At 62.8% G+C, this 14083-nt stretch carries 13 protein-coding genes and 1 tRNA gene; 4 read left to right on the forward strand and 10 right to left on the reverse strand.

From position 1 onward, the window contains the following. Window positions 1-11: 11 nt before the first annotated feature. The 8 genes from ACZM22_RS08210 to ACZM22_RS08245 form a co-directional block, all read right to left on the reverse strand. Entirely contained in the window at window positions 12-401 is a 390-nt protein-coding gene (locus ACZM22_RS08210) for a YraN family protein (RefSeq protein ID WP_489543710.1), read from the reverse strand. After that, window positions 398-1030, reverse strand: a complete 633-nt coding sequence (rnhB, locus tag ACZM22_RS08215) for a ribonuclease HII (RefSeq protein WP_483269190.1) — start codon at window positions 1028-1030, stop codon at window positions 398-400. Before rnhB ends, ACZM22_RS08210 begins: the two co-directional genes overlap by 4 nt. Beyond that, window positions 1027-1860, reverse strand: a complete 834-nt coding sequence (ylqF, locus tag ACZM22_RS08220; RefSeq protein WP_489543720.1) for a ribosome biogenesis GTPase YlqF — start codon at window positions 1858-1860, stop codon at window positions 1027-1029. Before ylqF ends, rnhB begins: the two co-directional genes overlap by 4 nt. A gap of 220 nt (window positions 1861-2080) precedes the next feature. Continuing rightward, entirely contained in the window at window positions 2081-2419 is a 339-nt protein-coding gene (rplS, locus tag ACZM22_RS08225; protein WP_482680475.1) for a 50S ribosomal protein L19, read from the reverse strand. Between the two features lie 198 nt (window positions 2420-2617). Then, window positions 2618-3280, reverse strand: a complete 663-nt coding sequence (locus ACZM22_RS08230; protein WP_489543711.1) for a TIGR03936 family radical SAM-associated protein — start codon at window positions 3278-3280, stop codon at window positions 2618-2620. Continuing rightward, window positions 3273-5111: a TIGR03960 family B12-binding radical SAM protein gene (locus ACZM22_RS08235; RefSeq protein ID WP_489543712.1), complete on the reverse strand. Its 1839-nt coding sequence runs from the start codon at window positions 5109-5111 to the stop codon at window positions 3273-3275. Before ACZM22_RS08235 ends, ACZM22_RS08230 begins: the two co-directional genes overlap by 8 nt. A gap of 33 nt (window positions 5112-5144) precedes the next feature. Next, entirely contained in the window at window positions 5145-5774 is a 630-nt protein-coding gene (locus ACZM22_RS08240; protein WP_489543713.1) for a zinc metalloprotease, read from the reverse strand. Beyond that, window positions 5758-6627 (reverse strand): M23 family metallopeptidase, encoded by an 870-nt coding sequence (locus tag ACZM22_RS08245; RefSeq protein WP_489543714.1) that lies wholly within the window; start codon window positions 6625-6627, stop codon window positions 5758-5760. Before ACZM22_RS08245 ends, ACZM22_RS08240 begins: the two co-directional genes overlap by 17 nt. A gap of 153 nt (window positions 6628-6780) precedes the next feature. Between ACZM22_RS08245 and ACZM22_RS08250 the strand changes: the two genes are divergently transcribed. The 3 genes from ACZM22_RS08250 (at window position 6781) to ACZM22_RS08260 (ending at window position 8810) form a co-directional block, all read left to right on the forward strand. Continuing rightward, window positions 6781-6856: transfer RNA gene (locus ACZM22_RS08250), tRNA-Pro, on the forward strand. 79 nt (window positions 6857-6935) lie between these two features. Beyond that, on the forward strand, window positions 6936-7328 hold the full coding sequence (locus ACZM22_RS08255; protein WP_483268399.1) for a prepilin-type N-terminal cleavage/methylation domain-containing protein: 393 nt from the start codon (window positions 6936-6938) through the stop codon (window positions 7326-7328). Between the two features lie 768 nt (window positions 7329-8096). Then, the gene (locus ACZM22_RS08260) at window positions 8097-8810 is read left to right on the forward strand and encodes a B3/B4 domain-containing protein (protein WP_489543715.1); all 714 of its coding nucleotides are present in this window, start codon (window positions 8097-8099) and stop codon (window positions 8808-8810) included. 49 nt (window positions 8811-8859) lie between these two features. On the opposite strand, the gene ACZM22_RS08265 is transcribed toward ACZM22_RS08260, so the two are convergent. Continuing rightward, window positions 8860-10080, reverse strand: coding sequence for an NADP-dependent isocitrate dehydrogenase (locus ACZM22_RS08265; protein WP_489543716.1), 1221 nt, complete (start codon window positions 10078-10080; stop codon window positions 8860-8862). A 2-nt stretch (window positions 10081-10082) separates the two neighbouring features. Next, the gene (locus ACZM22_RS08270) at window positions 10083-12326 is read right to left on the reverse strand and encodes a hydratase (RefSeq protein ID WP_489543717.1); all 2244 of its coding nucleotides are present in this window, start codon (window positions 12324-12326) and stop codon (window positions 10083-10085) included. A 274-nt stretch (window positions 12327-12600) separates the two neighbouring features. On the opposite strand from ACZM22_RS08270, the gene ACZM22_RS08275 reads away from it, so the two are divergent. Then, complete coding sequence (locus tag ACZM22_RS08275; protein ID WP_489543718.1) at window positions 12601-13980, forward strand: citrate synthase; 1380 nt, start codon at window positions 12601-12603, stop codon at window positions 13978-13980. The last annotated feature ends 103 nt before the right edge of the window (window positions 13981-14083 follow it).

Genomic DNA, 14083 nt, shown 5'->3' on the forward strand with positions numbered 1-14083 from the left:
TGGTCACTCCCCTATTCAAAGGCGTTTTCCAGATATTCTATGCGGACGTTCTCCCGGCTATAAGGGCTGTCCGCATAGACCTCCGCCACATCGAAGCGTGCCGGACAGTCCAGCTGCTTCTCACACAGGTAGTACAGTGCTGTCTTTTTCAGCCGTCTCTGCTTGGCCGGGGTCACATACTCCCGGGGCAGACCCATGTCCGTGTTGGAGCGGGTCTTGACCTCCACGAAGCACAGGACGTCCCCGTCCCAGACGATAAGGTCGATCTCGCCGAACCGGCAGTGGTAGCTGTGGGCCGCCAGCCGGCAGCCCCGCTGCCGCAGGTACTCCGCCGCCAGCGCCTCGCCCCACGTCCCCTCAGACCGTCCGCCCTTTTCCGGGGCGGGCTTTACCGCGCTCATCGCTTTGCCTCCCACTTTTTCAGGAAGCTCCGCCGATGCTCCGGACAGGGGCCGTATTTGTCCAGCATCTCATAGTGCAGCTTGGTACCGTAGCCCTTGTGCTTTGCGAACTGGTACTGGGGATACGCCTTGTCCAGCACCTCCGTCACGTAGTGGTCACGGCTCACCTTGGCCAGGACAGATGCCGCCGCGATGGACGCGGACTTGCCGTCGCCGCCCACGATACACCGGTGCGCTGTGGAGATGGCGGCACTGTGTCCCTTGTCCCGATTGCCGTCGATGAGGGCCATGTCCGATGTCACGGAAAGGCCGTCGATGGCCATCTGCATGGCCTTCATGCGGGCACTGAGGATGTCAGTCGCATCGATCTCCGATGCCTCCACCCATGCAACGGACCAGGCGATGGCCCGCTCTTTTATCAAGGGAAACAGCATTTCCCGCTTTTTCTCCGTCAGCTTTTTGGAGTCGTTCAACTCCGGCAGGTCATAGTCCTCCGGCAGGATCACCGCCGCTGCATATACCGGCCCCATCAGCGGGCCCGCGCCGGCCTCGTCCACGCCGCACACCGCGGTATAGCCCTGCTCACGCGCCTCCCGCTCATAGGCCCAGAGGTCCGCCGTCTCTCTCATTTTCCGCAGTCCTCCACCGTCTCCAGTGTAAAGCGTCCCAGCTTGCCGCCTCTGAATTCATCCAGCAGGATACGGGCCATGCGTTCGGTATCCACCTGCGCGCCCCTCATAAGGAAGCCCCGCTTCCGTCCCGCTTTTTCCAGCAGCTCGTAGCCGCTGTCGCCTTCTTCCACATCGATCCTGTACCGCTCCCGCAGCACGTCGGCGTAATGGGCGGCCATATAGTCCATCAGATAGCAGGCCAGTTCCTCGATGTCCAGCACATCATCCTTGATAGCGCCTGTAAAGGCCAATCGCTTGCCAACCTCTGTGTCATCAAACTTTGGCCACAGAATACCCGGCGTATCCAACAGCTCCAGCGTGGCGTCCACCGGCACCCACTGCTTGGAGCGGGTCACACCCGGCCGGTCCTCGGCTCTGGCAGTCTTGCGCTTGGCCACCTTGTTGATAAACGTGGATTTTCCCACGTTGGGGATGCCCAGCACCATCACGCGGATGGTGCGGCCCACCTGCCCCTTCTCGGCGTAGGCCGCCAGCTTATCCTTCAGCAGCTCCCGCACGGCGGCGGCGAATTTCTCCGTGCCCACGCCGCCCCTGGCGTTGGCCTCCAGCACCGCAAAGCCTTGTGCGCGAAAGGCTGCGGCCCACTTCTTCGTCTCGGCGGGGTCCGCCTGATCCACGCGGTTCAGCACCATCAGGCGGGGCTTGCCCGCCGTCAGCTCGTCCACGTCGGGGTTGCGGCTGGACTGGGGGATACGGGCATCCACGATCTCGCACACCGCGTCCATGTGGCCGATCTCGGATACGATCATCCGCTTGGTTTTTGTCATGTGCCCGGGAAACCAGCTGAGCCCTTCGATCTGCACGGCGCACACCTCCTCTGGTAAATATTTCCGTTCATCATGAATGCATCAGGAAGCTTTTATTTCCGTATTTGCCCTTCATGATGAATTTTCCAACAGTATAGCATAATTTTCCCCTGCTGCAAAGGGGGAAAGACGGCAAAAAGCGCCCACAGACGTGGGCGCTTTTCTGATCTCAGGGGGTCGCTTACAGCTTCTCGCGGATCTTGGCTGCCTTACCAACACGGTCGCGCAGGTAGTACAGCTTGGCGCGGCGGACATAGCCGTGACGCACCGTCTCGATCTTCTCAATGGACGGGGAGTGAACGGGGAACACCTTCTCCACGCCGACGCCGTAGGACAGGCGGCGGACGGTGATGGTCTCCTCGATACCGCCGTGCTTCTTGGCGATGACAGTGCCCTCGAAGACCTGGATACGCTCACGGGCGCCTTCCTTGACCTTCACGTGTACGCGGACGGTGTCGCCCACCAGTACCTGGGGTACTTCCTTCAGCTGCTTCTCGTTCAGAGCTTTGATGAGATCCATGGATTTTTCCTCCTAAAAATATAGGTGTTCATGCCGCTATTTATGTGATGGCCGCACTTTTCGGGACACCGGCGACAGAGGACCGCCCTTTTTACGCCATGATAGAATAACACAGAAGCTCGGAAAATGCAAGAGATTTCTTCATATTTTTCTGCAATTTTGTGTGCTTTCTCTCTGAATCCGGGAAATGACGGGGCATTATCGAAAATCCCGTCCCTCGGCGTCCAGAATGGCGCGGCGGCGGACGCGGAGGAAGTCCGGCGTCAGCTCGGGCAGATACCGCTCCACCGCCTTCTCCAGCAGCTGGGGGTTCAATCCGGGATTCTGGGCCAGCGCCGTCACCGTGCCGGTGACAACGCCCTCTCCCTCTGTAAAGGAAAAGTCCTTTATCATGGGCGCGATATCAACGTCTGCCAGATCTTTGCGCTTGGTGCGCTTCTGGATCACCAGCTCCTGACGCCCCAGCAGCTCTGTCAGACGGGCGGCGGCGTTTTCCGGCACGCCGTTATCGTACTCCAGTGTCAGGTCCGCCCGCAGATATGTCAGTTCCCGCACGGGACGGACGGCGGGATAGCAGTCCAGCACCCGCAGGCCGCTGGGCATGCCGGTGTTCAGCTTCTCCGCGATGCCGCTGCCGTCGGTATCCTGCGTCACCTCGAAGTCCAGCAGCTCGCAGTCACTGGACTGGCCCACCGGCAGGGGCAGGACGATGGAGATGATGGGATGGGGGTGATAGCCCTGGGAGTGCTTGATATCCAGCTCTGTGCGGGGAAAGGCGCGCTGGAACGTGCGCAGCAGGTCCAGATGGGAGATATAGGACGCCTGCGCCTCCTTGATAAACAGCAGCCGCAGCTTAGACATCGCACTTTCCTCCTACCAGCAGATTGGCGCCGCAGCCATTGCAGTGGGTGCGGCAGTCCGGTGTGGTCACGGACTCATAGGCTTTATGGCGCTCCCGCAGGAGGTACTGCTCCGTGACGCCGGAGGAGATCATGCTCCACGGCATCAGCTCGTCCTCCGGACGGGTGCGGTTGGCGTAAAAATGCGGGTCAAGGCCGCACTCGTCGAAAGCCTCCAGCCAACGGTCCAGGGAGAAATACTCCTCCCAGGCGTCAAGCTTTGCACCTTTACGCCACGCCGTTTCCAGCACCTTCCCCAGCCGCCGGTCACCGCGCGCCAGCACCGCCTCCAGAAAGCTGGTGTCGGAGTCGTGCCAGTTATAGGTGACGGTCTTGGTCTTGATGGCCTCCCGCAGCAGCGCCACACGGCGCTCGTACTCCTCCTTGGAGATCTGGGGCTCCCACTGGAAGGCGGTGTGGGGCTTGGGCACGAACCAGCTGGTGGACACGGTGATGCGGACGCCGCGCTGCTTGTTCTGGGCGCTCTCCCGCCAAGCGTGCATGACGCGGGCGGCCACATCGGCGATGCCCAGCACGTCCTCGTCCGTCTCCGTAGGCAAGCCCAGCATAAAATAGAGCTTCACGGCGCTGTATCCGCCGGCAAAGGCGGTGCGGCAGCTTTGCAGCAGGTCATCCAGCGTCACGTTCTTGTTGATGACATCCCGCAGGCGCTGGGTGCCGGCCTCCGGCGCGAAGGTCAGGCCCGTCTTACGGCCCTTGGCCAGACGCTGCATCAGCTCCATGGAGAAGTTGTCCGCCCGCAGAGACGGCAGGGACAGGCTGACGTGGCGCTGGTCGCAGAAGGGCTCCAGCTCATCGCACAGTGTGGTCAGCGGCGGGTAGTCGCTGGTGGACAGGCTGGACAGCGTCACCTCCTGATAGCCGGTGTCATCACAGGTGCGGACGCAGTAATCGGCGCACAGGTCGCGGCTGCGGTTGCGGACAGGGCGGTAGACGTAGCCCGCCTGACAGAACCGGCAGCCCCGGATACAGCCGCGGAACAGCTCCAGCGTCACGCGGTCCTGCACGATCTCCGTGCTGGGGACGATGGTCTTGACGGGGAAATAGGACTTGTCCATGTCGTGGACGATGCGCTTTGTCACCTTGGCCGGTGCGCCGTCCTTCGGGGTGATGGCGGCCACGGTGCCGTCCTCGTGGTATGTGACATCGTAGAGGCTGGGAACGTAGACGCCGTCCAGCCGGGCGGCGGCGCGAAGCAGCTGCTGCTTGCTCCACCCCTCCCGCCGGGCGGTGCGGTACAGCTCCACCAGCTCCACCGTCAGGTCCTCGCCCTCGCCCAGGCTCACAAGGTCAATGAAGTCGGCGATGGGCTCGGCGTTGTACATAGCGGTGCCGCCGGCGATGACCAGCGGCGAAAGGCCGGTGCGCTCCGCCGCGTGCAGCGGGATGCCCGCCAGATCCAGCATGTTCAGGATGGCGGGGAACGCCATCTCATAGCCCACGGAAAAGGCCACAATGTCAAAATCGGTGATGGGGTCGCCGGATTCCAGCGCGAACAGCGGCATAGCCGCCTTGCGCATCTCCTCCTCCATGTCGCCCCAGGGGGCGAACACGCGCTCACACCAGACGCCGTCCATCTCGTTCATGACGCCGTACAGGATCCGCATGCCCAGATTGGACATGCCGATCTCGTAGGTGTCGGGGAAGCAGAAGGCGATGCGGGTGTCCACCTGCGTCTTGTCCTTCAGCACGGCGTTATATTCGCCGCCCACGTAGCGGGCGGGCTTCTGCACCCGAGGCAGGATGCGTTCCAGTCGCTTATCCACGGTCATTCTCCTTGCGGTGTATTTCGGTAACAGTTTATTTTACCTGTTTTTTGTCGGTTTGGCAAGGCGGCGGGGCAAAAAAACTTCCGGCGGCAAACTGCGGTACGCCAGCCACAGCGCTCCCAGCAGGAGGAACAGGCCGCTGCCGGTGGTCAGCACCAGCCAGAGGCACAGCGCCAGCAGCGCCGACGATGCGGCCAGTCCTACGGCGGCGGCCACGCGGTCGGCGGTGTAGGGCTCCGTCAGGTATGCCGTGGCCAGCCACAGGATGCGGCCGCCGTCCATGGGACGCACCGGCAGCAGGTTCAGAACGCCCAGCACCATCTGGGCTCCGGCGAACAGCGTCAGCTCCTCTCTGCCGGTAAGGCTCAGCAGCACCCACAGCAGCAGGTTCATCAGCGGCCCCGCGGCGGCGCTGAGCAGCTCCGCGCCGTAGGACAGGCGGTGCAGCTCCGGCACGTACAGCGATGCGCCCAGACCGGTGAGGGTGAAGCGGGCGGTACGGACGCCGCACAGACGCAGCACCGCGTAGTGGGCCAGTTCGTGGAGCAGGGCCGCCGGCAGCAGCGCCGCCAGCAGGATGGGCGTATCCGTCAGCAGCAGGAAAAGCGCCGGCGTCAGCAGCGCGGAGGGACGGACGCAGACGGTGACATCAGGAGAGCGTGACATAATAAACAGGGTTCAGGTAAGTGCTGCCGCGGTGCAGCTCAAAGTGGAGGTGAGGACCGGTGGCGCGGCCGGTATCGCCCACCTCGGCGATGGGATCGCCCCGTGACACCTGCTGTCCGGCGGAGGCGGTGACGCGGGTGCAGTGGGCGTACAGCGTGGAAAAGCCATTGGCGTGAGAGACGGCGACGTAGCGGCCCAGCTCGCTGCTCTCCCCCACCGCCGTCACCGTCCCGTCGGCAAAGCTGGACACCACCGCGCCCTCCGGCGCGGCGATGTCCAGCCCGTAGTGAAAGCGGCCGACGCCCTCCAGCGGGTCGGTGCGGAGGCCGAAGCCGGAGGACAGCTGCCCCTCTACCGGCGCAGTATAGGCGAAGCCCAGTACCTGCTGGAGCAGCTCCGCATCGGTGGGCTGCGCCTCCGGCGTGCAGACGGCGGACGTGGGCGACGGCGACGCCGTCACCTCCCCCGAGCCGAACACCGCGGTATAGGCATCGGTCAGCGCGCCGCCGATGGCGCCCTCCTCCGAGAAGGCGCGGCCTGCAGCAGAGAACACCTCCACAAAGTCGGTATCGGCCCCCAGCAGATCCAGCACCCGTGCGCGATAGCGGTCCAGCACGTCGGGCATCAGCAGCTTGACGGCGATAGCCACCACCAACAGGACACCGCTGACCAGCAGCTGTACCATGCGGCGCTTCTCCTGCGGAGATGCCGGTTTCCGGGCTGCGGGCTTGCCCGCAGCAGGGCGCGGCGGCTGGGGCGGACGGCGGCTGTCTGCTGTGGTGCGGACACGGGCGCGGTAGGCCGCGCGGCGGGCCGCCGTCCGGCGCTGCGGCGCCGTGGAACGCTGTGCCATACGGATACACCTCCCTTCCGGCACAGTGTATGCGCGCCATTCCGGCGTTAGACGCCGGAATGGCTCCGGATCGGCAGCAAAATACAAGGGGTGTAGGGGCGGCGAAATTTTCCTTGACAGCAGGCGCATTTGCGCCTATAATAGAACGGCTGACGGGGTGTAGCGCAGTTGGTAGCGCGCTTGGTTCGGGACCAAGAGGCCGGGGGTTCAAGTCCCCCCACTCCGACCACAAAACAGGCACGACCTCCAGTCGTGCCTGTTTTGCCCTGAAGATTTCGCCGATATTTCGGCTTTTATGAGGTGTTTCGATGGTACATAATAAAAGGAAACAGGGCTTCACGCTGATGGAGATGCTCATCGTGGTGGCCATCATTGCGGTGCTGGCGGCGATTGCCATCCCCGCCATGGGCAGGAGCATCCACAAAGCCAGGGAATCGGCGGATCTGGCCAACGTGCGGGCCTATTACGCCTATTTGCAGCAGGACTACATGTCCACCGGAACCTACCGCGACTTCGGGCTCAGCTGGGAGTACAACGTCACCGATACCATCACGTACGACGATGGCACCACGGTGAAGCTCCAGACCGGTTACGTGGCCGTGGCCGTGCCCACGGCGGAGGCGCAGAATACCACCTCCGGCTATCAGGTCCACTACATCTGCAGCAAGGGCGATCTGACATACACCTTCGGCGAGAAGTGAGCCGTCTGCGGAGAATCGCATCATACATATGTAAAAGGAGAGTCTGTGACGCAATGCCACAGGCTCTCTTTATGTGTGTTGGGCGGCCGGCGTCACGTCGGAACAGGCCGTTCTCCTGCGTGACCCGCCCCGTATCCACGCCGCGCCATGTGTCCGCATCCTCTCCCGCCATCTCATCGATGCTCCGGCCGGTGGAAAGCTTTTCCGTGTTGACATTTCCGTCGGAGGCGGGTATACTGTTCGCAGAAGCATTCCCCCGCAGAGCGCCGGAGTTTCCGGAAGAGCCGTCAATTTGGGGAATGCTTCTTCTTTCATATGCCCGACGTTCGAAAGATCCTCCCCCGTCATCTCCTCGATGCTCCGGCCGGCGGAAAGCTGCTCGCTCTTGACATTCAAGGCATTTCGTAGTATATCTGCAGTATAGAGTTCGCTATTTGTGGTGTCTGACCCTCTATGGGTTTTGAGGTGCTCGGTACCACGAATGTCGAGCTCTTTTTCTGTAATCGCATCATGCAGATATAGTCTCTGCGTCTGCGGATCACGCTGAAGCATAACGGCGGTATACACTTTTTCGGCAGCTGTTTCAACCGTGACTGGGGCGGCCGCAGGGATCCATTCCCGCTCATGCGCATTTTTCACATTTTGGTAAACAACGACACCATTCACACAGGACAGTGCTTTTTTCTTTACAGGCCCTTGGCAAACGGCGGCAAGAGGTCTATAATACCCGCAACAGAACGGGAAAGCCGGAAAAAAGGAGGCAACCACATGTACTATCAGGTATCCCAGGAATTTTTTGAGAAGCTGCCCAACGCCTGCTTCGGTGCGGTGGCCGTGCGGGGTCTGGACAATACCCACGACATCCCCCAGCTGGAGCAGATGCTGGCGGAGAACGTGGCCGCCTGCGAAGCGTATTTCGCGGGAAAGAAACCCAAGGAGACGGAGGATATCCTCCCCTACCGCAACGCCTTTACGGCGCTGGGCATCAACCCCAACAAGTTCCTGTGCTCCATTGAAGCGCTGCTGACCCGTATTGCCAAGGGCAAGGGCTTCCCCCACATCAACGCCGCCGTGGATCTGGGCAACGCCGTGTCCATCAAGCACCGGCTGCCCATGGGCGCCCACGATCTGGACACCATCGATGAGGGGCTGGACGTGCGCCTGGCCAAGGAGGGCGACACCTTCATTCCTTTCGGCAGTACGGAGGAGGAGACACCGGACATGGGCGAGGCGGTGTACGCCTCCGGCAGCGAGATCCGCACCCGCCGCTGGACGTGGCGGCAGTCGGAGCGAGGCAAGATCACAGAGGAGACGAAAGCCATCCTGTTCCCCATCGACGGCTTTTCCGATGTGAACGCCGACGAGGTGCAGGCCGCCGCGGACGAGCTGGCGGCGCTGCTGCGCAGGTTCTTCGGGGATGGCATCGAGATCGAGGCCGGCGTTGTCACCAGGGATTCCCCACGGTTTGAGTTCTTCAAATGAGCAAAAAAAATCCCCCACGGCGGTGCCGTGGGGGTTTTTTTATGCGTATTTACCGGGCCAGCAGCATCTCCAGCCGCGCGCGGATGAGGGCGATGAGCCGGTCATTGTCCGGCATCTCCTTCAGCTCCGCCGGGTCGCACAGAGGCGCCAGATCCTCGGAGAGATACCCCTCCTCAAACACGTCCAGCCCCGCCTGATAGAGACAATCGGCAAAATGCACCAGCGCGGCGCTGCCATCCAGCTCGCCCCGCTTTTTCAGGGCACCGGACCATGCAGCCATCGTCGCCAGCGGGTTGGTGGACACCTTCTCGCCCCTGCGCCAGCGGTAGAAATGGTCGGTGACGGTGCCGTGGGCTGCCTCGTACTCGAAATTGCCGTCCGGCGACACCAGCACGCTGGTCATCATGGGCAGCGAGCCGGACGCGGCGGCGATGAGGTCGCTCATCACGTCGCCGTCGTAGTTCTTGCAGGCCCAGATGATGCCGCCGGAGGAGCGGATGACCTTGGCAGCCACGTCGTCGATGAGGGCGTAGCGGTAGTGGAGGCCGGCGGCGTCGAAGGCGGCGCGGTACTCCTCATCGAACACCTTCTGGAACAGCAGCTTGAACGTCTGGTCGTAGTCCTTGGAGATGGTGTCCTTGGAGGAGAACCAGACATCCTGCTTCACGTCCAGCGCGTAGGCGAAGCAGCAGCGGGCGAAGGACAGGATGGAGTCGTCCCGGTTGTGCATGGCCTGCAACACGCCGGGGCCGGTGAAGTCGTAGACCGTCTGGCGGCTCAGTTCCGCGCCGTGGTCGTCGGTGAACACCAGCTCCGCCTTACCGGGGCCGGGGACGCGGTACTCCACCGCCTTATATACGTCGCCGTAGGCGTGGCGGGCGATGGTGATGGGCTTTTTCCAGCAGGTCACCACCGGCTTCACACGGGAAATGAGGATGGGGGCGCGGAACACCGTGCCGTCCAGCGCCGCACGGATGGTGGCGTTGGGGGACTTCCACAGCTGCTTGAGGCCGTACTCCTCCTGCCGCTGGTAGTTGGGGGTGATGGTGGCGCACTTCACGCCCACGTGCAGGCGCTTGATGGCCTCCGCCGCCTGCCGGGTCACGGCATCCTCCGTCCTGTCCCGGTTGGGCAGCGACAGGTCGTAGTACTCGGTGTTCAGGTCTACAAAGGGCTTTATCAGCTGATCCTTGATCATTCCCCACAGGATGTGGGTCATCTCATCGCCGTCCAGCTCGGCGATGGGGACAGGCATTTTGATCTTTTCCATCGTTACCTCCGGTTCTGCGCGGCGTAGTGGTTCATGAGGCAGCCGGTGAGCAGCAGCTCACGCTCCTCCGCGCCGGTGTTTTTCAGGTACAGGGTCAGGGGCTGCGTCTTTCCGTCATGGATCAAAACGGCAGGGAATTCCCCGTCGCCTCGCGCCACCTTTTCCCGGACAGCGGGGACGAAGATGAAATCCCCCGGCACGGCGTTGAAGGGTGCGCCATCCGCCAGCGTGAAGGGCAGCATGCCCCAGTTGACGCAGTTGGAACGGTAGCGCTTGGTGGCGAACTCATAGCAGATGTTGGCGCAGCCGCCCAGCACCCGCTGGCAGGAGGCGGCCTGCTCCCGTGCGGAGCCGTCGCCGGGTTTATTGGCGAAGATGACGGAGCCGATGTGCATGCGCTCCAGTGCGCTCTCCGGCAGGTGCAGCGCCATCAGCACCGCTTGCAGCTCCGGCGGCACCGTACCGGCGGCACGCGCCGTCTCCAGCGCCTGCGTGGCCTTGGCGCGAGGCACATAGTCCGGGTCGCGGCGGGACAGAGCAAACTCCGCCAGCTTCAGGGGATTGGAGCGGTAGGAGGACGTCTCGCCGGAGGGGATCAGCTCGTCGGTGGTGGTGACCTCGTCCCGCAGGACGGAGGCCACCTGCATGAGAAGGTCGTCGGACAGGGCGGGAATGGCGGGCCACTCGGCAATATTGGGACCGTACTTCAAGGGTGCGTCCGGCTGCGCCTTACCAAAGCCGAAGTAGACCCGGCAGTCGTACACCGCACGGTCGAACCGGCGCTGCACCGGCGCGGGCGGCGTGTAGTCCACGTCGGCGGCGGAGGTGAGGACACCGTGGTTTCGCGCCGTAGCGGCGATGGAGCGGGCGTCCATGAGGATGACGCCGGCCAGCTGACCGTCGGCGGGCTTGGAGCCTTCGCGGTTGGGGAAGTTGCGGGTGGTGTGGCGGATGGAAAGGCCGTTGTTGGCGGGGACATCTCCCGCGCCGAAGCAGGGGCCGCAGAAGCAGGGCTTGAACAGTGCGCCGGAGGCCAGCAGGGACTGCTGGACGCCGTTTTCCATCAGCTCCAGATTCACGGGGACGGAGGGCGGATACACCGACAGGGAGAAGTAGCCGCTGCCGGTATCGTGGCCCGCCAGAATGGCGGCGGCCTCGGCGATGTTGTCGTACATGCCGCCGGCGCACCCGGCGATGACGCCCTGATCCACCACCAGCTTGCCGTCCGCCAGCTTGTCCGTCAGGTGCAGGCCGGCCTTGCCGCCGAACTGGGCGGCGGCCCGCTTCTCCACCTCCCGCAGGTGGTCGCCGGGGTCATGGAGCAGCTCGCGGAGCGTCACCGCCTCGGAGGGGTGGAACGGCAGGGCAGCCATAGGCTCCATGCGGTCAAGGTCGATGGTGATCATGCCGTCGTAGTACGCGCCGTCCTGTGGATGCAGGGCGGTGAACGTCTCGGGGCGGCCATGGAGGGCCAGATAGTCCGCCACGGCTTCGTCCGTCTCCCAGATGGAGCTGAGGCAGGCGGTCTCCGTGGTCATCACGTCGATACCGATACGGTAGTCCATGGGCAGGCGGGACACGGCGGGACCGGCGAACTCCAGCACCTTATTCTTCACGAAGCCGTTTTTGTACACCGCGCCGCACAGGGCGATGGCCACGTCGTGGGGACCGACGCCGCGGGGCGGCTCGCCGGTGAGCCACACCAGAATGACCTCCGGCGCGGCGATGTCGTAGGTGTTCCGCAGCAGCTGCTTGACGATCTCGGGACCGCCCTCTCCCACGCCCATGGTACCCAGCGCGCCGTAGCGCGTGTGGCTGTCGGAGCCCAGGATCATGCGGCCGCAGCCGCTCATCATCTCCCGGGCGTACTGGTGGATGACGGCCTGATTGGCGGGGACGTAGTCGCCGCCGTACTTCACGGCAGCGGACAGGCCGAACACATGGTCGTCCTCGTTGATGGTGCCGCCCACGGCGCACAGGCTGTTGTGGCAGTTGGTCAGCACATAGGGTACGGGGAACTCCGTCATGCCGCTGGCCTTGGCGGTCTGGATGACGCCCACGTAGGTGATGTCGTGGGAGATGAGACTGTCAAAGGTCAGGTGCAGCAGGCCGTCCCCCGCGGGCTTGTCGTGGCGGCGGAGGATCTGGTAGGCCATGGTCCTGTCACGCAGGGCCGGTGCGGCAGTCTTGGCGGGCGCCGGCACCCCGTTTTGCAGGGTGACGCCGCCGTGGTGCAGCTGGATCATATGGTCACGCTCCTTTTCGGAGAATTTTTGACGTATCATTTTTGATGGGTATAGTATAGCAGATAATTTTGCGTGTGCAAGCCCTAAAATGAAAGTTAAAAAATTAATTATTGCATTTTGTGTGTCGCGTCCCCTGATTTTCCCCTGTTTTTAAGAAATTTTTCCGTCATTTATGAATTTTGCGTATTTTCATCTTGCAAAACGCAAATTGGCGCGTTATAATCGCCCCAACAGGATGAAAGCCTGCGGACGCCGCAGGAGAAAGGAAAGCATTATGGTTGAGAAGGATACCGGTATTCTGGAGCGCTACACAGAACCGCTGAGCCGCCGCATTCAGGAGGAGTATGCCATCGGCCCCCAGTTCTATCAGGGTGAGGTCAAAAAGGGTCTGCGCAACAGCGACGGCACCGGCGTGCTGGTGGGCGTCACCAAGGTAGGCAGCGTGCAGGGCTACCTGCTGCAGGACGGACAGCGCATCCCTACCCCGGGCCGCCTGTACTACCGCGGCATCGAGCTTACCGACATCGTGGAGGCCCACCGCAGAGCCGGCACCTTCGGCTATGAGGAGGTGGCGTACCTGCTGGTGATGGGCTACCTGCCCACGGAGGCCGAGCTGAAGCGGTTCAAGGACATCATGAGCCAGGCCCGCAAGCTGCCGGAGGGTTTCACCGAGGGCATGATCATGCGGCATCCCAGCGGCAACATGATGAACGAGCTGGCCCGCAGCGTGCTGAGCCTGTACTCCTACGATGCCAGTGCCGACGACACCTCCATCGAGAACCTGCTCCTGCAGTCGGTAAAGCTCATCGGCTGCTTCCCCTCCATCGTGGCCAACTCCTACGCGGTGAAGCGCCACTATTTCCAGGGTGACTCCCTGCACATCCATTTCCCCGTGGCGGAGCTGTCCACTGCGGAGAACTTCCTGCGGATGATCCGGCCCGATACCAACTACACCGAGGAGGAGGCCCACCTGCTGGATATGATGCTGATGGTCCACGCGGAGCACGGCGGCGGCAACAACTCCACCTTCGTCTGCCGCGCCATGTCCTCCAGCGGCACGGATACGTACAGCGCCATCGCCGGAGCCGTAGGCTCCCTGAAGGGTCCGCTCCACGGCGGCGCCAACGCCAAGGTCATGGAGATGTTCCGCTATGTCAAGGAGAATGTGGACCCCCACGACGACGGCTCCATCCGCGACTATCTGGTGAAGCTGCTGGACAAGGAGGCCGGCGACAGGTCCGGCAAGCTGTACGGTCTGGGCCACGCGGTGTATACCATGTCCGACCCCCGCGCCGTGCTGCTGAAGAAATACGCCCAGCACATGGCGGAGATCAAGGGCTACGCCGAGGACTTCGCCCTTCTGCAGAAGGTGGAGGAGCTGGGCATCCTGCTGGTGCAGGAGCGCCGCGGTGACAACACCCCCATGTGCGCCAACGTGGACATGTACTCCGGCCTGGTGTACACCATGCTGGGCATCCCTCAGGACGTGTTCACGCCGCTGTTCGCCTCCGCCCGTATCGCGGGCTGGTGCGCCAACCGCATGGAAGAGCTCATCACCTGCCACCGCATCATGCGTCCGGCGTACCGCGCCGTCACCACCCACGGCCACTACATCCCCATGGCGGAGCGTCAGTCTCACCACGAGGCCGAATAAAGCGCAAAACACTCCCGACCATAGACGGGTGTCCGTAAAACAGTTAATCCTCCGTATGGCTTAGACCATGCGGAGGATTTGTTTATGTCTAATCTTCAAACTT

It is taken from the genome of Vescimonas sp. (genome assembly GCF_057856985.1).

What these genes read in the sequence shown, in the direction of transcription:
- ACZM22_RS08210 (WP_489543710.1), bottom strand. Translation starts at nt 401, where the DNA reads ATGAGCGCGGTAAAGCCCGCCCCGGAAAAGGGCGGACGGTCTGAGGGG.
- rnhB (WP_483269190.1), bottom strand. Translation starts at nt 1,030, where the DNA reads ATGAGAGAGACGGCGGACCTCTGGGCCTATGAGCGGGAGGCGCGTGAG.
- ylqF (WP_489543720.1), bottom strand. Translation starts at nt 1,860, where the DNA reads ATGACAAAAACCAAGCGGATGATCGTATCCGAGATCGGCCACATGGAC.
- rplS (WP_482680475.1), bottom strand. Translation starts at nt 2,419, where the DNA reads ATGGATCTCATCAAAGCTCTGAACGAGAAGCAGCTGAAGGAAGTACCC.
- ACZM22_RS08230 (WP_489543711.1), bottom strand. Translation starts at nt 3,280, where the DNA reads ATGTCTAAGCTGCGGCTGCTGTTTATCAAGGAGGCGCAGGCGTCCTAT.
- ACZM22_RS08235 (WP_489543712.1), bottom strand. Translation starts at nt 5,111, where the DNA reads ATGACCGTGGATAAGCGACTGGAACGCATCCTGCCTCGGGTGCAGAAG.
- ACZM22_RS08240 (WP_489543713.1), bottom strand. Translation starts at nt 5,774, where the DNA reads ATGTCACGCTCTCCTGATGTCACCGTCTGCGTCCGTCCCTCCGCGCTG.
- ACZM22_RS08245 (WP_489543714.1), bottom strand. Translation starts at nt 6,627, where the DNA reads ATGGCACAGCGTTCCACGGCGCCGCAGCGCCGGACGGCGGCCCGCCGC.
- ACZM22_RS08255 (WP_483268399.1), top strand. Translation starts at nt 6,936, where the DNA reads ATGGTACATAATAAAAGGAAACAGGGCTTCACGCTGATGGAGATGCTC.
- ACZM22_RS08260 (WP_489543715.1), top strand. Translation starts at nt 8,097, where the DNA reads ATGTACTATCAGGTATCCCAGGAATTTTTTGAGAAGCTGCCCAACGCC.
- ACZM22_RS08265 (WP_489543716.1), bottom strand. Translation starts at nt 10,080, where the DNA reads ATGGAAAAGATCAAAATGCCTGTCCCCATCGCCGAGCTGGACGGCGAT.
- ACZM22_RS08270 (WP_489543717.1), bottom strand. Translation starts at nt 12,326, where the DNA reads ATGATCCAGCTGCACCACGGCGGCGTCACCCTGCAAAACGGGGTGCCG.
- ACZM22_RS08275 (WP_489543718.1), top strand. Translation starts at nt 12,601, where the DNA reads ATGGTTGAGAAGGATACCGGTATTCTGGAGCGCTACACAGAACCGCTG.